The sequence below is a fragment of the Streptomyces sp. NPDC005931 genome (assembly GCF_042871235.1).
Taxonomy (GTDB): domain Bacteria; phylum Actinomycetota; class Actinomycetes; order Streptomycetales; family Streptomycetaceae; genus Streptomyces.
In genome coordinates this window covers 229,642-248,572 of sequence record NZ_JBIAIG010000003.1, presented here as the reverse complement: position 1 = coordinate 248,572, position 18,931 = coordinate 229,642, and the positions used below count along the sequence as shown (strand labels likewise).

General features: G+C 71.9%; 10 protein-coding genes and 1 pseudogene. 9 read left to right on the top strand and 2 right to left on the bottom strand.

Features of this window, described 5'->3' with window-relative positions; all coding sequences use genetic code 11:
- Positions 1-45: 45 nt before the first annotated feature.
- Together ACFYOV_RS08715 and ACFYOV_RS08710 are read left to right on the top strand one after the other, a co-directional pair.
- Complete coding sequence (locus tag ACFYOV_RS08715) at positions 46-375, top strand: CU044_2847 family protein (protein WP_389084588.1); 330 nt, start codon at positions 46-48, stop codon at positions 373-375.
- 37 nt (positions 376-412) lie between these two features.
- A complete protein-coding gene (locus tag ACFYOV_RS08710) occupies positions 413-4,726 on the top strand; it encodes a tetratricopeptide repeat protein (protein WP_389084586.1) in 4,314 nt (1,437 codons plus the stop codon).
- Here ACFYOV_RS08710 and ACFYOV_RS08705 read toward each other — a convergent pair.
- A complete protein-coding gene (locus ACFYOV_RS08705; protein WP_389084583.1) occupies positions 4,721-4,855 on the bottom strand; it encodes a hypothetical protein in 135 nt (44 codons plus the stop codon). The genes ACFYOV_RS08710 and ACFYOV_RS08705 overlap by 6 nt on opposite strands.
- Positions 4,856-5,524: 669 nt before the next feature.
- On the opposite strand from ACFYOV_RS08705, the gene ACFYOV_RS08700 reads away from it, so the two are divergent.
- The 5 genes from ACFYOV_RS08700 to ACFYOV_RS08680 all read left to right on the top strand — a co-directional run bounded on the left by ACFYOV_RS08700 (position 5,525) and on the right by ACFYOV_RS08680 (position 16,458).
- Positions 5,525-9,229, top strand: coding sequence for a CHAT domain-containing protein (locus ACFYOV_RS08700; protein ID WP_389084581.1), 3,705 nt, complete (start codon positions 5,525-5,527; stop codon positions 9,227-9,229).
- Position 9,230: 1 nt separating this feature from the next.
- On the top strand, positions 9,231-11,096 hold the full coding sequence (locus tag ACFYOV_RS08695; protein ID WP_389084579.1) for a caspase domain-containing protein: 1,866 nt from the start codon (positions 9,231-9,233) through the stop codon (positions 11,094-11,096).
- 296 nt (positions 11,097-11,392) lie between these two features.
- On the top strand, positions 11,393-12,121 hold the full coding sequence (locus tag ACFYOV_RS08690) for a Crp/Fnr family transcriptional regulator (protein ID WP_389084576.1): 729 nt from the start codon (positions 11,393-11,395) through the stop codon (positions 12,119-12,121).
- A gap of 52 nt (positions 12,122-12,173) precedes the next feature.
- Complete coding sequence (locus ACFYOV_RS08685; RefSeq protein ID WP_389084574.1) at positions 12,174-13,544, top strand: hypothetical protein; 1,371 nt, start codon at positions 12,174-12,176, stop codon at positions 13,542-13,544.
- A 43-nt stretch (positions 13,545-13,587) separates the two neighbouring features.
- The gene (locus ACFYOV_RS08680; RefSeq protein ID WP_389084571.1) at positions 13,588-16,458 is read left to right on the top strand and encodes a CHAT domain-containing protein; all 2,871 of its coding nucleotides are present in this window, start codon (positions 13,588-13,590) and stop codon (positions 16,456-16,458) included.
- 11 nt (positions 16,459-16,469) lie between these two features.
- Here the strand turns inward: ACFYOV_RS08680 and ACFYOV_RS08675 are convergent, their stop codons facing one another.
- Complete coding sequence (locus ACFYOV_RS08675) at positions 16,470-17,048, bottom strand: hypothetical protein (protein WP_389084569.1); 579 nt, start codon at positions 17,046-17,048, stop codon at positions 16,470-16,472.
- A 110-nt stretch (positions 17,049-17,158) separates the two neighbouring features.
- Between ACFYOV_RS08675 and ACFYOV_RS08670 the strand changes: the two are divergent.
- Both ACFYOV_RS08670 and ACFYOV_RS08665 read left to right on the top strand, forming a co-directional pair.
- A pseudogene (locus ACFYOV_RS08670) lies at positions 17,159-17,547 on the top strand (ATP-binding protein).
- Between the two features lie 221 nt (positions 17,548-17,768).
- Positions 17,769-18,863, top strand: a complete 1,095-nt coding sequence (locus tag ACFYOV_RS08665) for a glutamate--cysteine ligase (RefSeq protein ID WP_389084566.1) — start codon at positions 17,769-17,771, stop codon at positions 18,861-18,863.
- Positions 18,864-18,931 lie beyond the last annotated feature (68 nt).

Below are 18,931 nucleotides of genomic sequence, written 5' to 3'. Positions count from 1 at the left end.
CTATCCTTCACGCACAACGTCCGGCGGTGGCAGTTCGGGGGATTCATGGCCGATTTGGTGCGGTTCCGCGGTCCTGACGGAGCGTCGCTCCTGATCGAGGTGGACGAGGACGACACGGGGCTGGAGCTGATCGCCCGGGATCCGAGCGGTGTCGTCCAGGCGAGCCGACGGCTGGAGGACGCGCTGGCCGCGGTGCACCCGGCCCTCCGCTCGGTCGTGGAATCCGTCAAGGCCCTCGCACCCGCCGAGTACGAGGTCGAGTTCGGGATGAAGCTCAACGCGGAGTCGGGCGTGGTGATCGCGAAGACGGCCGTGGAGGGGCACTTCAGCGTCAGGATCCACTGGTCCCGCACCGACCGGCACCCGGCGGAGTGACGCGGTGTCCGTCACCTGGGAGCGCCCGCCTTGGCAAGTGAGCATCCGCCGCGGCCGGGACGACAACCCGGTCGGCGCCGGCCTGCTGGTCACCCCCCGCCAAGTCCTCACCTGCGCGCACGTCGTGCGGCCGGGCACGGCACCCGGCGTCCCTACGGATCCCGTCTATGTCCAGTTCCAGTTCGCCCGGCACCACGACCCGATCGCCGCCACCGTCGTACCCGAGGGCTGGCACCCGGCCGGCGGACACGACACCGGTGACATCGCCGTCCTCGAACTGGCTGGGCCTGCCCCCGCCGGCGCCGCGCCCGCACCGCTGCGCACCACGGACCCCGGTACCTGGGACCACCGCTTCCGGGCGTACGGGTATCCCAAGGAGCATCCCCGTGAGGGCGTCTACGCCCGGGGCGAGATCATCGGCCAGGCCGGCGACGACCGACTGCAGGTCGAGGCGAGCCCGCACGCGGGCTGGGCGCTCGAACAGGGCTTCTCCGGTGCGCCGTTGTGGGACATGAACAGCCAGGGTGTCGTCGGGATCCTGGTCGCCCGCGACTCCGTGGGCAAGGTCGACCGGCGCACCGCCTACGCCATCCGGGTCGAGGCCCTCGCCCGGTACTGGCCCCCGCTCGCCGCCCACGTACGGGACGCCACGACAGAGGAGACGCGCGGCCGGCTGGAGAGCCTGCTGTGGGTCCCGCTGACCGAGGAGGGCGAGATCCCCCGGGTCGACCAGGTGGATCCGTACGACATCGGCGTCTCCCGCTCCAAGTACAGCAGCGGCCCGGACGATGCGCCCTACGTGGCCCGGCGACAACAGGACGGGGAACTCGACGCGGCCCTCGCCGACGCCCGGTTCGTGGTGCTCGCGGGCCGCTCCAAGGCCGGCAAGTCCCGCACCCTGTATGAGGCGTTGCGGCGCACGCTGCCCGGCGCCCGGCTGATCGTGCCGCGGCCCGATCAGCCGGAGCAGCGCGTGCTCGACGACCTCAGCCGGCTCAACCTGCCCACCGGGCCGGACCGCAGCGTGCTCTGGCTGGACGACCTGCACCGCTTCCTGCAGCCCGGCGGCCTCGACCTGCAGATCCTCGACCGGCTGGCCCGCCGGCTCCCGGCCCTCACGGTCGTCGCCACCATCCCGGCGAAGCAGCGGGCCACGCTGACCGCCATGGAGAACGACGTCGGCCGTGTCTCCCGTACCGTTCTGGGCAAGGCCCGCACCGTCGAACTGCCCTCGCGACTCACGCCGGTGGACGAGACCGTCGCCCAGCGTCTGTACCCCGGCGAGGACTTCACCGCCCGCGGCATCGGCGAACTGATGGTGGCCGCGCCCGCGCTGGAGCAGCGATTCGACGACGGCGCCGAGAGCTGCCCGGCCGGCTGGGCGCTGGTGAAGGCGGCCACGGACTGGCTGCGGATGGGCATGACGGAGGCGGTGCCGGAGGCCGCGCTGCGCGAACTCTTCGACGCCTACCTCAGCGCGCACGACCCCCAGTCCGACACCGACGACACGCTCTACCGGACCGGGCTGGCGTGGGCGCGGGAGCCCGTCGCCGGCAGCATCGCCCTGCTGCACCGCGTCTCCGGCGAGGTGCCCGCTTACGCCGCTTCCCCCTATTTGTCCGAGTACCTGGACACCCGTTCGGACGACCCCTCCGCCGCGGTGCCGCCGCTCGCCTGGCACTACCTCGCCGAACGGCAGCCGCCCGGCGAACTGCTCCGCACCGCCTACGTCGCGCTGACGCGTGAGGAGTCCGAGGTCGCCGAGCGGATGTTCCAGCAGGTCGCGAGGACCACCGACGACCGGGACGGCGCGGCCCGGGCCTCGCTGATGCTCGGCGAGATGCGCCTGTACCAGAACGACTTCGAGGCGGCGGCGGACCTGCTGGGCCGGGCGGCCGACTCCGGCGTCGAGGACGTCGTCCCGCTGGCCCAACTCGACCTGGCTGGGGTCCTCATGGTGACCGGCGAGCGCGCGCGAGCCCGGGCACTGCTGGAAACCGCCGTCGCCTCCCGCGATCCGCAGGTGTCGCAGATGGCACAGGTCGGCCTCGCCCGGCTGCTGGCGGCACAGGGCGAGGCCGAGCGGGCCGAGCGGCTCCTTGAGGCTGTACTGGCCGCCGGGGACACGGAGGTGACGCCGCTCGCCCAGACCCAGCTGGTCCGCGTCCTGACCGGCGCCTCACCCGGAGTACGCGCGGGACGCGACTCGGGCCGGGCACTTGGCAAGCGCGGCACCGCCGCCCGGGGCGGCTCGGCGGAACCCACGGAGCAGCCATGGGCGCTGTCCCGGGCCCTGAGCGAGTCGATCGCCGGACAGATCACCGCCCTCGCATCGGTGGGACTCGGCGGCATCTATGCCCACCAGGGCCGGCTCGATCGGGCCGAGGAACTGCTGAAGTCGGCCGTGGACAGCGGCGGATACCATGCCACCCCGCACGCCCGGTCGGGGCTCGGCGAGCTGTACCTCCTCCAAGGGCGCTTCGCCGAGGCCCAGCGGATGTTCGAGGCCGTGCTGCGCTCCGGGCACCCGCTGCTGGTACCGACCGCCCAGGTCGCCCTCGGCATCGCACTGCTGCAACAGGGCGATGCCGAAACGGCGTTGCCCCTGCTGCGTGAGGTGACGGAGCTGGGCCACCCTGATCAGGGGCCGCGCGCGGCCTGCGTCCTCGGCGAGTGGTACACCGCGCGGGAGGACGGCCCGGCCGCCCGCGAGTGGCTGGAGCCCGCGGTGGAGTCCGGGCACCCGGACTGGTCGCACACGGCCCGCGTCGACCTCGCGGTGGTGCTGGCCGCCGAGTCGGACGACATGGACCCGGTACGGGAGTTGCTGACGGAGGTGATCCGCTCGGGGCACCCCGAGCAGGTGCCGCGAGCGGCCGACCTCCTCGGCGAACTCCTCGCCCTGGCCGGTCTGCCGACTGAGGCCGAGGAGGCCTACCGGGTGGCGATCGACTCGGGGCACCGGGAGTGGACATGGATCGCCCGGATCAACCTGGCCTCCCTGCTGGCGGCCGGGGAGGACGGCACGGCCGGGGCCCGGGAGCTGCTGACGCAGGTGATGGAGTCGGACCATCCGGAGCAGGGGCCGCGAGCGGCCGACCTGCTGGGCGACCTGCTCGCCGGTGCGGGCCGGTCGGCGGAGGCGGAACACGCCTACCGGGTCGCGATCGACTCCGGCCATGAGGAGTGGTCGCTGATCGGCCGCATCGACCTGGCCCTGCTGCTCGCCGACAACGAGCAGTTCACCCGCGCGGAGAGTTTGCTGCGGGTGGTCGCCGAGTCCGCCAACGCCACCGCCGTGGCCTGGGCGACCACGCTGCTCGGGATGGTCCATGTGCATGCCGGACGGCGGGCCGAGGGCCTCGGTCACCTGCGCGAGGCCGGGCGGACCGGTGAGGCCCCGGTGGCGCAGATGGCCCGGTTCCAGCTGGCGAAATTCCTGATCGAGGACGGCGAGCTGGACGAAGCCCGGGAGCTGCTGCGGTCTGTCGTCGAGGACCGCCCGACGGACGTCACCGAGGCCGCCCGCGCCTATCTGTGCGTCATGCTGCTGCGCGAGGGCGACCAGGACGCGGCGGAGGAACTGCTTCTCGGCGTGGAACGTTCGGGCGACTCCGAGGCCATCGCCGTGGCCTATCTCGGCATGGGCGAGCACCTGCTGGAGATCGGTGAGCTCCAGGCCGCCGGAGACCTCCTGGAGGGCGCGCTGGGGGTGGGCACCGCGGAGACCGCGCCGAGGGCAGGCGCCCTGCTCGGCGTCTTACGCCGTTCGAACAACGACTTCGAGGAGGCCCGACGGCTGCTGTCCGACGCCCTGGCCACCGGGGATCCGGAGGTCGAGCCGCTCGCCCGGCGCTATCTGGGCAGCACGCTGTTCCGGATGCGACTGCTGCGGCAGGCCGAGGAGACACTGCTGCCGCTGGCCCGCTCCGCGGACACCGAACACCGCCCGCAGGCGCTGCTCCTGCTGGCGCAGGTACTGGTGACGGACAACAGGCCCGAGGAGGCGTACTCCTGGTTCGAGGAGGCCATCGCCTGCGGCGACCCGGAGACCGAGTCGACGGCGCGCTACCACTTCGCGGCGCTGCTGGTCGATATGGGGCAGCGAGAACGCGCCCGGGAGGTGTGGGTGCCGGAGGTGTCCGAAGAGGACGGTCCCGCGGAGGTCGCCCCGGGTCCGGCTACGGCGTCGGTGGCCCCCGCGGTGTCCGTGCCCCCGGCTCCCGCACCCCATCCGCTTCCGGCGGCGGTCCTGGCCCTGCTCGGCGATGTGGCGTCCGCCGAGGGCGACGAAGGCGAGGCCCGCTACTGGTACGGCCTCGCCGGGACCGGGGTGGCAGAGGCGTCATGAACCGGGCAGGGCGTTGCCGACGGCGCCCACGCCCGGGATGCCCCGCTCCAGTGACCGGACCTTGAAGAGGTCCTCGTAGACGCCGTGCAGTGTCTTGGCGCGCTCGTCGGCCGGCAGCAGGGCCGCCACTACCTGGTCAAGAAGGGGTGCGCGAGGCGGATCGAGGAAGCCCTCGACGCGAGCGGCGTTCGCGGTATTGGCGGTGGCTGACCCGGGCGGCGAGTTCCGCGTGACCGAGGGCTCGTAGGGGTAATCGGCGAATTTCTCGGCGTTCCGGCTTCCGGCGCGGCCCGCTCGGTGCCTTCATGCTTCGACTGGAGGGATCCGCGACTTCGCGGCATGGCCGCTCCAGGAATTCCCGTTCGACGAACTCGTACGGACTCCGCCGCGTGCACGGCGCAGTTCACCGAGGAACGGATGCGGAACTGGGTGCGCCGCGACGGGCACAAGGCGCGTCGACTCCTGCTGCCGACGCCTGCCTGCCGCCGTTCCACCGGGCCCCCTGCCGAAATCCAGTAGCGTTGCCGAATCGACCGGTACGGACCGTGATACCCCTGGAGAACGGCATTTCGCAGCGACCCGAAGCCCGCCGGGATGGGGCCATTGTTTCGTACTGTCAACCTAACCCCTCTCGCGACACTGCTCGTTGGTCCACCTGCCGCCTTGCCAAAAATTGTTCACAATCGACCGGATGGCGGATCGAAAATTTCCTCTTCTCGACTTCGACAAAACAGGCCTGGCGCATTCCTGTTTTACGCCGTTACTGTCGATGTCCGGGTGGCTGCGAGGGGGGACACCATGGCCGAGATACTCAAGGGAGAGGCAGCAGGCACGGGGGACGGATTCCGCGTCGATCAGCTGGTTGCACTGCTGCTCGTCGAGGTGCGAGGCGTCGATCCCGCCGCGATCCGGATCGAGCACGGGAGCAGCGGCTCCGCGGCCGGCACGTCAGGCGCAGCCGCCGGACCGGACCGAGCGCTCTTCGACACCTGGTTCGCGGCGGCGGCCGCCCTCTCCGCCGGGGAGCCGAAGAGGGCTCTGGCCGTCCTGGACGGGATGTCGCCCACATCGCACGCACTGACTCGCGCGATACAGGCCGCCGCGCTCGCCATGGACACGGACTGGCTTCCCGGCGGGTACCTCGTCCCGCCACAGACCGAGGCCGTGACCACGGTATCCGGGCCCGTCGCCGACGAGCGGCTGCGGCTGTGCGCGCACCTGGCCGGACAGTGCGTTCCCGTCCTCCTGTCCGCGCGGATGACACTGGGGCAGGCGACGACGGGCGAGGCCGCACGTGAACGAGCCGACCGTTACGGGGCGCGGACCGAAGGCGCGGAGTGGAACCTCTCGAAGGGCATCGATGAACCGCTGAAGTGGTTCGACGACCTGTACGAGCCGATCGCCGAAGCCGGTCATGCGGAGTCCGCGGCCTGCCATCTCCTGCTCGCGGCGGATCTGCGTATGAGGGCAGGGGATCGACAGGCGGCCACCTCGCTGCTGCGCGCCGGACTCCGGTACGCCGCCCGGCGCCCGGCCCCGACCGGTCTGGCCGAACTGTTCAGGGGCGACTGGGAACTCGGTCCTCCGGGCTCGGCGGAGCAGTGCGTCGTCCCGCCGGTCCCGCCGACCACGCCGGGACTCACCCTGGCCGCCGAGCGGTACCAACGCGCAGAAGCCGCCTACCAGGCGGCGGACTCGCAGCGCGGACGAGCCGCGGCGCTGCTGCGTCTCGCGCACGTCCACCGACTGCGCGGCGAAACGGAGGCCTGCCGCGCGACCATGGCCGCGTCGCTCACCGCGGCGGTGACGGCCGGCGACGGAGCCTGCGCGGCGCTGCTCCGGGTCCACCAGCTTCTGGACCTGATCGCCACCGACACCGAATCCGCGGCGGAGGCCGAGGTGGCGGCGACCGTGGGGGACTGGGCCGGCACGGTCGGCAGCACGTCATGGGCGCGGGGGCTGGCCCAGCTCGTCCAGGCCAGGGCTGAGTCCTGGAGCGCGCAGGGGTATCTGGTGCGCAGCGGCCGTGCCACGTCTCTGGCCCGACTGCTGACCCCGGACCGGGACGGTGACACCGCGGACACAGGCGCCCCGCCGATGCCGGGCACCTATGCGGCGGCGCGGCACCGGTTGGCCACGGTCGTCACCTGTGACCTGGAGCAGCGGGACCACCTCGCACACGTTCGGCGCCACACCGACCTGGGGGAACCGCCCGACCTCGCCCACTGCCTCGGCGTCATCCGCAGCGCCCAGCTCTTCCATCAGCAGGCCTCCACCATGGGGGATCCCGACCTGATGGCCGCCGCGAGCTCACGCATCGAACTCGCCCTCGGCCTCGGCGGACTCCATGTGGCAGGCACCGGTCCTCTGGCGGACGGCCCGCTGGCCCAGGCCTTCGAAGGTCTCCGTTCCGATCTGGCGACCTGTCCGGCCCAGGAGGCCCTGTTCCGGTCCCGGCGGTCACGTTCGGCGGGGCTGGAGGAGGAGGCGGACCGGCTCGCCGACCAGGCGGCTGTCCGGGCCGGGCAGATCCCGCACGAGGTCCTCCGCAGCCTGGTGCGCTGCGCCGCTCTCGCGGAGTTGGGCCGGTGGGAAACGGCCCGTGCCGAGGCCGGAGTCGTCGAGCCACGGCTCTCCCCCGTCCAGGCGGCCAACCTGTGGGTACGGCTGGGCAGCCCCGAGCGGGCGCGCAGGCATGTTCCGCTGATCGGCGTCATCGGTCCCGACGTGGACCACTCCTGGGAAGGCGCCGCCCTGCGCGCCGACCTGGCACTGGCCGAGGGCTCCTACGAGGACGCCGCCGACCAGGCGCTGCGCGGGCTCGCCGGGTACGAGGAGCACCGTCGCAGGCTGGCCAGAGACACGCTGCGTGCCTCCTTCGCCGATGACCCGGTGCCGGCCGGGCTCCACCACGCAGCCGTCCTCTCCTTGCTGCTGCCCGGTGGCGAGGACGCGGCAGCCGCCGCCTTCACACAGGCCGAGCGCGTCCGGGCGGGGTTCCTCAGCGCTGTCCGCGCCCTCGATGCCGCGGGATCGGACCGTGAGGACCGTACAGCCGTCAGGAACTGGCTGGCAGCCGAGGCCCGCTGGGCCGCGGAGTTCGAGGAACACATGGGTGTCATCCGCCGTGAGACCGTCGGTGCGCACGACGACCGGGCGGAGACGGCCGGAGAGCGGCTGTCCGGGGGTGCCGAGACGACGTTGGCCCGGCGGCGGACGCGTATCGAGGCCGCGAACCAGGCGCTGAGCACTGCCGAGGCGGTCGTACGGATGCGGGTTCCGTCGGCTCTCAACCCCGTCGTCGGCGACGTGGTGCCTGACGCGGCGGCCATTGCCGAGGCACTGCCCCCTGACACCGTGCTGCTCGCCCACCACCTCCACGACGACTCGCTGGTCGGCTGGGCCATGACCCGCGACAGGCTGCTGGTCGAGCCGGTGACGGGACCGCCCGGTCATCGGAAGCTCGCCCACCACGTGGTGGCGACCGCCCGCCGGTACCGCGACTGGTGCGCCGCGGCCGTGGGCGGCGACCGCGGGGAAGCCGACGGTCGCCAACTCACCCTTTGGCTGCTACGGCCCTTCGCGGCGCCGCTCCGGGAGTGCCGGCGTGTGATCGTGGTGCCGCCCGCGACGCTCGCCCTGCTGCCGTTCCACGTGCTGCCCTGGAACGATGACGTCCTCGGTGCCACCCACGAAGTGTCGTACCTGCCCGCCGCTGCCGAGCTCACGCGGCGCCGCTCGCAGCGCCCGGACCGGCCCTGGAGCGAACTCGGGGCCCTCTTGGTCGGTGCTCCCGCGAGCGATCCCCGCCAGGGGCTGCCGGCACTTCCCGGCACTGCTGTCGAGACCGCCGAGATCGCCCGCCTGCTGCCTCGCAGCCAACTGCTGACGGACGTCGGGGCGACCCGCGCCGAGGTGATGGAGGCAGCCCCCGGTCACGACGTGCTGCACCTCGCCACTCATGGTCTGGTCGACGAACTCGCGCCGAACCGCAGCCGCTTGCCTCTGGCCGGCGAGGACTCCCTCGGCCTCGCCGACCTCCTGTCCGTCGTCCACGACCCGCAACTGCTCGTGCTGTCCGCCTGCGACACCGGGCGTGGCAGGGCCACCTCGGGCGGCGACGTCCTGGGGCTGACCAGGGCCGCCCTGATCACCGGTGCCCGGCATACGGTGGTGTCGCTCTGGCCGGTGGACGACAGCGTCGGATGCCTGGTGATCACCAGGATGTACCGGCACCTGGTCCGCCACCAGACCGCTCATGTAGGCGACGCACTGGCCCTGGCTCAACGCGAGGTGCGCGGGTTGTCCGGCGCGGAACGGGACGAAGAGTTCCACCTGCTCGCGCGCCGGGCCGGGGTCGCCCCGGGTCCTCGGGCCCGCGCCCGCTCATGGCCCCCGCGCGAACACTTCGGGTCGTCGCGGGACAGCGAGCCGGTGCGGCGCCCGGCCGTGGCCGGGCGGCACCCGTACCACTGGGCGCCCTTCATCCACGTGGGGGTGTGAAATGACCCTGAGAGCTGTATTGATCGGCGCCCAGACCTACGGACTGAGCGGCGTGCACGCCGACGTCGAGCTGATGCGCCGTGTCCTCGCGGATCGCGGGTTCACCGACCTCGACGTCCGTACCGGGAGGCGGGCCCGGTACTCGGGCATCACGGAGGGCATGGCCAGGCTGCGCAGTGTCGTCCGGCCGGGTGACGGGGTGGTCATCTACTACTCGGGGCACGGCGGGCTGTCGGACGGGCTGCAGTACCTGGTACCCGTCGACATGGACGAGAGCAGCTCGACCGACTTCCGCGGTTACCTCGCGGAGGAGCTCACCGCCGCCGTACGCGCGCTCTCCGCGGTCACGCGCAACATCACCTGTGTCCTGGACTCCTGTCACTCGGGCGGAGCGGTACGGGAGGCGGCGTACGAATCGGGCCGGTGGGCGCTGAAGTCCGTACGACTGCCCCGCGTGCCCCCGGACGCGGGACTCGCACGCGCGGCCCTCCTGGCCGGTTCGGACGACCCGCTGGTACCGAACGTCGTACGGCTGACGGCGTGCGAGCAGCACGGCTCGGCGTACGAGGCCGAACTCCGGCCCGGGTCCGGTCGGCAGGGGGTGTTCACCGCGGCCCTCGCTGACCTGCTCGACGCCTCCGTGGCCCGTCCGGTCCCCTGGACCACGCTGGTGGCCCGGGCCCGCGACCGGATCAAGCAGCAGCAGGTGCTTCAGTGGCCCGATGCGGGCGGGCCCTCAGGGAGGCTGCCGTTCTCCCTGGAGGAGCCCGCCGAGCCGGAGCGACTTCCCCTGCTGCGGCGGGAGGGCCGGTTCCGTATCCCGGGCGGGGCCCTGTTCGGACTCGGTCCCGAGGACGAGGTCAGGATGGTGTTCCCCGACGACACTGCGCAGGACGGGGGCCGGGAGACATCGGTGCCGGCGACCGTGGAGGAGATGCGCGGGGGCGATGCGGTGCTGCGCGCCAGGCGGACCTCGTTTCGGCCACAGGGGGACGAACTGTCCAGCGCGCTGGTGCCGCCGGGCTCGTACGCGCTCGCCGTACGGGTGCACGACCGTCGACAGGTGCTGATCGACGCCGTCGGCCCGTTCGCCGACGCACTGCGTGAGGAACTCGTGCGCTCACCGCGCCTGGCGGAGACCCTCGAGGCGAACGCGGCCTTCGCTGTCGTGCGCGTCCGCGACGGCAGGCCCGAGGTGCTGGACCGCGCGGGGCTGCCCGTGCGCAGACCGACCGATCCGACGTACTCCAATGCTTCCGCAGTGATGGCGCTTCTGGACGAGCTGGCCAGGGGCGAACGCGTGCGGTGGCTGCGCGACCCGCAGGACTCGAGCCGTCTCGACGCCGGACCGGACGTCCTGTTCGAGACCCGGCGGTCCACGGGGTACGGCGGCTGGCGTGTGATCAGACCCATGGGCGAGCGCTTGTACGACGGCGACCTCTACCGGGTCACGGTGCACAACCGCGCCGGCACGCCGCTGTATTTCTGGGTGCTAGGGGTCGGACTCAGCGGCCGCACGGCACTGGTGACCAACGACCAGCCCAGTGGCTACCGCACGGAGCCCCACACCCACCGCGCGACCGCCCCTGTGCGGGTGTACTGGCCCGGGGACGTACCCGAGCGGGGCCCGCGCCCCGAGACGATCCACCTGATCGTCGGCGACCGCCGGATGGACCTCAGCGCACTCGCCTCGCGGGAGGCCCGCGACCGGTCCGCGCACCTGACCGCCCCCGCTCTTGGCGCACTGCTCCAGGAGGTCTGGGACGGAGCGCGCGACCAGCAGATGGACGGGGGCGAGGAATTCCACTACCGGGTGTGGACCGTGCACGCCGACGCGCTGCCCCGGCCCCGGCAGGCCGACGCGTGATCCCGTCGGCCGTCCGCCGCGCATCGGGGCCGCGAGCGACGGGGACCCGGCTGTCAGTGACGGGCCGGGCCCCCGCGCTGTCCCCCGAACAGCCAGGGTGCGGCAACCGCGGTGACAGCCTCTCCGCAGCACTGCGGAATGCGGACGCGGAATGCCGCACCTGGGTCCACAGCGGATCCGAAGGTCACCTCCGTCGCCCAACTTGGGCGAAAGGAGAGGCTGTTCGCTGCTCGGCGGATACGATGCGATACGTCGCCAATGCCGCAGAAAGCAAGGTTTTCTGGAGAGGTGCCGTGATGTCAGAGAGGCGAGCGGAGGACCCTGGAGCTGTCGGCCCGTGGCCGCACGGCACGTTCCTGGCCGAACTGGCCGGTTCCCCGGAGGTGGCCAAGGCCCTGCTCTCCCTGGGAACACCCCGCTCGTACGAGGCGGGCGAACACCTCCTGATCGAAGGCCTGCGGGAGACTTTCGTACTGCTCCTGCTCGACGGTGTCACAAAGATCACCACGACCGCGGATGACGGGAACACCGCGCTGCTGGCCATCCGGATCGGCGGGGATCTGGTCGGGGAGTTCGCCACCTTCGACAACCGGCCCAGGTCGGCCAACGTCACCGCTGCCGGGGCCGTGACCGCCCGACGCATCGGCCAGCGCGACTTCCTGGAATGCCTGGACGGGAATCCGGCCGCGGCGCTGGCCGTGAGCCGGATGCTGGTGCGCAAGAACAGGTGGTCGGTGCGGCGCCGGGGCGACTTCGGCGGCTGTCCGGTGGGGACCCGGGTCGCCAGGGTTCTCCTCGACCTGGTCCAGGACTACGGGGAGCCACAGCACGGCGGCGTGCTGGTCGGACCGCGGCTGACCCAGGCGGAGCTCGCCGGACTCGTCGGTGCCAGGGAGCGCAGAGTGCACCACGCGCTCGGCGAACTGGCCGGGCGGGGAGTCATACAGGTCGGCTACGGACGGACGACCGTCCTGTCTGTCGCCGGGCTGCGACGGGCCGCCCTGCTGACAGAACTCGACGGCTGACCGGAGCCGGCACCGGGACGCGCACGGCACGCACACGAGGGGGACCGGACGAATGCGGGACGACACGGCGTACACGGATGCGGACGACGACGGCGGTGACGATGGGGAGGTGTGGAGTGACGTGCTCGCCACGCAGGATCTCGTCGCCCTCGACGGAGTGGTTCCCAAGGGAGGAGGGCCGTCCGTCCACGACCGGATCGGCGGTGTGTCCCTCGGCCGACCGCTCGCCTACGCCCTGGAGGACCCGGGCTGCCGCCGCGCGTCAGCGGACAGGGACCGTGAGTTCCTGGTCTGCTTCCCGTTCGATCTGGAGGAGTTGCCCGACGGACGCCACTACGAACAGGTCACCCTCATCATCGACCTGGCCGAGGGTCTGTACGCGCTGAGCCTGGACCCTGCTCCGGGCACCGTCGCCGCCGACGGAACGGAGATCTCCGTGTTCGGGCTTGGCAGACAGCGGCTCCGCTGGACTTTCCGGGCCCCGGGACGCGGCGGTGTGCTCCGACCCGACGGGCGGTGGGCACAGGCCGTGGTGCGGATGCCGGCGTCCTCGACGGCGGTAACCGGCCGGATCAGTCTCAGCGCGACGACCGTGCAGCCGGTGCTCGGTGGCACCCTGCTGCGCCGGGCGGCCGAGACACGCTGCGAGACGCCGTTCCGTATGAGGGCGGCGGACATGTGGACAGCGGTCACCCCGCTCGCGCGGCCGGGGACCTTGCCCGCGGCCTGGGCTCTGGCCCCGTACGAGTACGAGATGCCGAAGTCCGATGAATGGGAGCCGGACGACGAGGAGATGCCCCCGGGGTTTCGGCGACTGTGTCTTGCGGTGGACATCGAGAAGTACAGCACCCGTGACAACGCCAACATGGTCTGGTTGCAGCGAGTGCTGCTGCGCACCCTGCGCACGGCCTGCGAGCGGGCCGGAGTCGTCTGGGAGCGCTGCGGTAGGCAGGCCCAGGGCGACGGCTACCTCCTCGTCCTGGAACCGGGTGTCGAGGAGGCCAGGGTTGTACCCGGACTCCTGGCCGCACTCACAGCGGGCCTGGCAGCGGCCAACGCACGAGCGTCCGCGACCAAATCCGTTGCCGGAAAGGAGAGTTCGGGGCGCAAGCCGGGCAGTGTGCGGATGCGGGCCAGTCTGCACCAGGGCATCGTGCACGAGGCCGACAGCGGATACGCGGGCTCCGCCGTGGTTGCCCTCTTCCGCGTACTCGACTCCGGCCCCGTACGCCGCATTCTGGCGGAGTCCCCCGACTACGACCTGGTGACCGCCTTCTCGGACACGCTCTACCAGGACCTCGTCGACACCGGTTACGAGGGACTGTCGGCCGTCGGTTTCGAGAAGGTGGAAATCGAGATCGCGGCCAAGAACTTCGCCGCCATCGCGTGGGTACGCGCGATGCGCTCCGTGGCCGAAGGCTGATTCGTTCAAGTGTGTTCTGATCTCTATCGGCAAAGGAGCCGGCATGAGTGACACGGCGTCGGCGGACACGCTGGCCATGGTCATCGCACGTACCACTCAGGCCATCGAGATGGCCGGCCCGCACGACCGCGTGCCCTGGCTGTTCGCGCGCTGCTGGATGCGGGCCACCCGTTACGACGCGATCATTAAGGACCCCACGGACATCGACGGAGCCCTCGACGACTTCGACGACCTGCCGGTGGAGCTGCCCGGCCGGGCCAAACTGGCTGCCGTACTGGCGACCGCCCTCATCAGGTCGGGCACGCTCCTGGGGTCGACGCGCATGCCCCGCGCGATGGTTCTCGTGGACATCGCCGACACGGACGCGTCCCCGCTTCCGGAATGGCCCGTGACCTCCGCCGCGCTGCGGGCCGCGGACCTGCTCGTGGCCTGGCAGGAGAGCCGGCCGGGATACCGTCCGCGCGCCGCGCTGAAGGAGCTGGAGCGGTACGCACGGATCGTCGGCGACACCCAGCCCCAGGCCGGCCTGGTCGACGCGGCGCGGAGGGGACTGCAGCAACTGGTCATCCAGGACGACATGGATCCGGCGGCAGCCCAGCGCCTGGCCGAAGACGTCCGCGCGTTCGCAGACGGCCTGGATCCCCGGTCACCGTTGTTCGACCGCGGCAAGGTGATGGCACTGCTGCAGGAGGCCAGCGCCAAGGCCGTGCGTGGAGACCCCGCGGGAGCCATGGAGAAGCTGGAGGAACTGCGCGAGGGCGCCCTCCGGCTGCCTGTGGGCGATCCGCTGCGGATGGCGGTGGACGAGGTGTGGAACCAGCTCGTCCCTTTTCTGGAGATGCTCCAGCCGAACGGCACGGGCGGTGGGGGCGCGCGCCGTGCCCAGTTCGTGAACGCGGCAGGCGATGACCATCTGCGCATGTTCAGGGAGATGGCCGACCAGGTCGGCATCCCGGACAACGAACGCGCCCTCAGGCTGTCCCAGCTCGGCACCGCCGAACTGGCCACGGACACCCCGCAGTCGGTGGACAGCGCGGTGCGCCACCTCACCGAGGCTCTGTCCGTCGCCACGGAACACGACCCGCGACGCACGTACTACCTGATGTTCGCCGGGGTCGCGCACCTGCGCCGGGTTGAGATGACCGGCGACCGGCACGACCTCAAGACCGGCACCGAACTGCTCGAACAGGCCTGGCGGCAGGCCGAGTCCAGCACCCATGCGCTGTGGACCACGACCGTCATGCCGCTGGCCCACGCCTATCGGCTCGCCGGCCGCCATGAGCTGGGCCGCTCGACGGCGCTGAGCGGGCTGCGCGGGCACGCGTGGAGCGTGCTGCTGCAGTCGACGCCCGACGAGATGCAGGCCACCGCACGCGACGCGGCCGGCGACGCCCTGGACACGGCGCGACTGTGCCTGATGGACCATGATCCGGAAGGCGCCGCCACCGCCCTGGACGCGGGCCGCGGTCTGATCCTCTACGCCACCGCCGAGACCCGTGACATCGAGGCCCGGCTCACCGCCGAGGGCGCCCCGGCCCTCGCCGAGGAATGGGCCCGGGCACAGCGGAGTCACACACCGGACGACATCCCGGGTGAGCTGCGACGCCGGGTCGTCGGCGCGCTGGCGGGTGTCGAGCTGACGGCCGACGGCTCGCCGAAGGCCAGTCCGGCCAAGGGCACGACCCGGCTGCTCGACCCGCCGCAGCCCCACGAGACGAGGGCCGCCCTGCGTTCGCTCGGCGCGGACGCGCTCGTCTACTTGGTACCGGGTGACGAGCTCAACGGAGCCGCTGTCGTGATCCCGGCCGACGCACCCCCGACCTGGTTCCTGCTGCCGAAGTTGAACGACAACGGCATGTCAGAGTTCGAAGCGTTCCTCTTCGACGCCGCTCAGGGCATGGAGGGCGGGGATGCGCGCACCCGTGACAGCGCTCTGCTGGGGGCACGGGCCAGGGCCCCGCAGGCGCTCGAGGACATCTGCGAGTGGGCGTGGGAGGCCGCGATCGGACCGCTCGTCGAGCGCCATCTGAACCTGCCCGCGGACCGCCCGGCGCGACTGGTGCTGATTCCCGTACGGGAACTGGCCCGAGTGCCGTGGCACGCGGCGCGCACCAGGTCGACGGACGGGACGTGGCGCTACGCCATGGAACGCGTCGTCTTCTCCTACGCGCCGTCCGCCCGGCTGTTGTGCGAGTCGGCCTGGCACGCTCCGGTGCCCCTCACCGCGACGGGACTGGTGGTCGGCGACCCCGACCCCGCCGGAAAAGCGAGGGACCTCCCCGCCGCACGCCTCGAAGCGCTGGCGATCAAGGACTGCTTCTATCCGGACGCACGATACGTCGGCAGGCTCCCCGACGGAGAGCTCAGTCAGGAAGGATCGGGCACCCGCGACGAGGTGCTGCGCTGGCTCGCCGATCCCGACGGCGGCACCATGATGCACCTGGCCTGCCACGGAATCGTCGAGCAGACGACTTCGGCACGAGACAGTTCCTACCTGCTGCTCGACCGAGGAGAACACCTCGCCGCCGAGCGGCTGGTGCGGACCCTGGGCACCGGACCCGACCGCGGCATCGCGCTCGCCGTCCTGGCCGCGTGCAGCAGCGGCCGGTCCGGGCGCGGCTACGACGAGGCGTTCAGCCTGAGCACCACACTGCTGGCCGGCCGGGTCCGGTCGGTGGTCAGTGCGACCTGGAGCGTGCCGGACGACGCGACCTCGGTGCTGATGTTCATGTTCCACCACTTCCTCAAGGAGGAGGGCCTGGCACCCGCGGACGCCCTGCGGACCGCGCAGCTGTGCATGGTGGGCCGTCAGAAACCGCCGGTGGCCATGCCCGGGCGGATGCGTGCCCAACTCCGCAGCCACGATCAGTCGGACATCGCGTCCTGGGCGGCCTTCGTACACACCGGGCGGTGATCGCTGTCACCTCACCGCTGGGGCGCCCGGTCGGCGGACGTCGTGGCGTCGTAACGGCCGGACCCGAGACACCAGTCGACCAGCGGGGCGATACTGCCGTCCACCTGCGCGCCCTCGGCGATGAGCAGCGCCGCGAAGAAGAAGCGCACCTCACGACACTCCATCTCCATGGCGCGCGCCAAATTGCCCAGCCCCAGCACATCGACGAGCCAGGCCCGGGTGGACTGGCTGTCGTCCGGCCGGTGTTCACCCAGCAGCGGCTGCCGTCGCAGCAGGTCGTACTTGCTGACGGCCACCGCGAGCCGGGACTGAGTGAGGGCGCCGTTCATGCGCTTCATCGTCTGCGCACTCTGGTTGAAGACGAGTTCCGGATCGACCGGAGAGGCGAGGGAGCGATCCATGTGGGCTTGTCGCTCGGCGGACAACCCCTGCCAGAACGCGGCCACCGACAACGGGTCAAGTACGAAGACGAAGGTGCGGGCGGTCCGCACGTACCGCAGCGCGTCGGTGTCCTCCAGCTTGGTGAAGCGCTCACCGGCGGTATCGAAGATGTGCACGAGCCTGCGCGCCCGTCCCCTGCCCAGCAGCACGCTAGGACGACACCGGCACCGTGAGCCACATGAACAGCCCCATCTCCACCCCACGGATGCACGCCCCCGGCGCCGAGGCCGAACCCGTTCGCCACGGCCACGAGTTCGCGATGGCCTTCACCTCCTCCCGGCGCGGCGCGCGCCTCGCCCGCAGACTTGTCTCCCACCGGCTCGACGCGTGGGGGCACCCGTACGGCGGCCGGATCAACGACACCTTCACCTTGATCACCGCCGAGCTGGTGGCCAACGCCGTACGTCACGGGCACGTCGCCGGACGGGACTCCACGTCCGGGTGACCCACGGCACCGGCACCGTGCGCGTCGAGGTCACCGACACCCGGACCGAGCGCGTCCCCGTCCTCTCCGAAGCGGGGCCGCCCGGCGACGCGGAGTCCGGCCGGGGTCTGCTGATCGTCGCCGGGCCGGCCACGCGGTGGGGGGTCGCCCGTCGCGAGGGCGCGCCGGGCAAGTCGGTCTGGGCGGAACTCGACCTCGCGTGACGCGCGGGACTCGGCCTCCGGGGAATCGGCGTGCGGGGCGACGGGCGGACCCGGTGGATCTGCTGTTCACCGACGCCGGCCAGAACACGGCGGTGCTCATCCACGCGCACGGACCGGCCGGTGTTTGTGACCTCGTGGCGGCGGCAACTCGGGGCACCGCGAGCGTCCACCCCGGCGTGTCGCGATCCGGTCCCGGCGACGGGGCAGAACGAGGGTGCCCGATGACGACGATCGGTGTGGAAGAGGAGTACCTGCTGCTCGACCCGGTCACGGGTCTGCCGGTCCCCCTGGCCGACAAGGTGCGCGACGCGTCGGGTCTGGCGCGTCTGGTGTCCGACCAGGAGGTGCAGTACGAGCTGCTCCAGGCACAGGTCGAGGTGGCCACGCCGGTCTGTGCCACTCCGGACGAGGCCGGCGGGCACCTGCTGCGGCTGCGTCACGCGATCGGGGCGGCCGCCGAGGCGCACGGCTGCCGGATCGCGGCCTGCGGGACGCCCCCGCTGCGCCACGGTCACCCCGTGGCGGTCACCGACAAGGCCCGTTACCGGGCCATGCTCACCCAGGCGCCCCAGTTGGTGGCGGAGCAGCTGGTCAACGGCATGCACGTGCACGTCGCCGTGCCCAGCAGGGAGACGGGCGTACAGGTCCTGAACCGGATCAGGGTGTGGTTGCCGACCCTGACGGCCATGTCGGCCAACTCTCCGCTCTGGGACGGTCACGACACCGGCTTCGCCAGCTGGCGCACCGTGATCTTCAGCCGCTGGCCGGTCAGCGGCGTTCCCCCGTACTTCCACGACGTCGCCGACCACGACCGGCGCGTGCGGCATCTGCTCGACAGCGGTCTGATCTCCGACACCGGACAGCTGTACTGGCTGGCACGCCTCTCGGACCGGTACCCCACCGTCGAGGTGCGGTGCATGGACGTCCAGCTGCACGCGGACGACGCGGTCATGCTCGCGGGCATCGTCCAGGCCCTGGTGGTCACCGCCATCCAGGAGACGACGGCCGAAGTACCCGTGCCCGACTGCGCCCCCGAACTGCTGCAGGCATCCATGTGGCACGCCGCCCGTCACGGTCTGAGCGACGCCCTGATCGACCCCGTCGGCAACCGGCGCCGTGCCGGTGACGTGCTGTACGAACTCCAGCGGTACGTCGCTCCCGCGCTCGACGCGGCGGGCACCTCCCGGCAGGTCACCGCCTTGATCCACCGGCTGCTGCAGAACGGAACGGGCGCGGACCGGCAGCGGGCCGCTCTGGCTGCGGGCGGCCCCCGGGCGGTCACGGACCTCGTCTGCGCCGAGAGCAGCATGCCGTGACCATGCCACACACCGGCACCACACCGGCACGCACCGGCCGCCTGTCGCGGCGCGTGCGGACCGGGCGC

Coding starts and splice junctions, on each gene's coding strand:
- ACFYOV_RS08680 (WP_389084571.1), top strand. CDS start 13,588: ATGAGTGACACGGCGTCGGCGGACACGCTGGCCATGGTCATCGCACGT.
- ACFYOV_RS08715 (WP_389084588.1), top strand. CDS start 46: ATGGCCGATTTGGTGCGGTTCCGCGGTCCTGACGGAGCGTCGCTCCTG.
- ACFYOV_RS08700 (WP_389084581.1), top strand. CDS start 5,525: ATGGCCGAGATACTCAAGGGAGAGGCAGCAGGCACGGGGGACGGATTC.
- ACFYOV_RS08690 (WP_389084576.1), top strand. CDS start 11,393: ATGTCAGAGAGGCGAGCGGAGGACCCTGGAGCTGTCGGCCCGTGGCCG.
- ACFYOV_RS08695 (WP_389084579.1), top strand. CDS start 9,231: ATGACCCTGAGAGCTGTATTGATCGGCGCCCAGACCTACGGACTGAGC.
- ACFYOV_RS08685 (WP_389084574.1), top strand. CDS start 12,174: ATGCGGGACGACACGGCGTACACGGATGCGGACGACGACGGCGGTGAC.
- ACFYOV_RS08665 (WP_389084566.1), top strand. CDS start 17,769: ATGACGACGATCGGTGTGGAAGAGGAGTACCTGCTGCTCGACCCGGTC.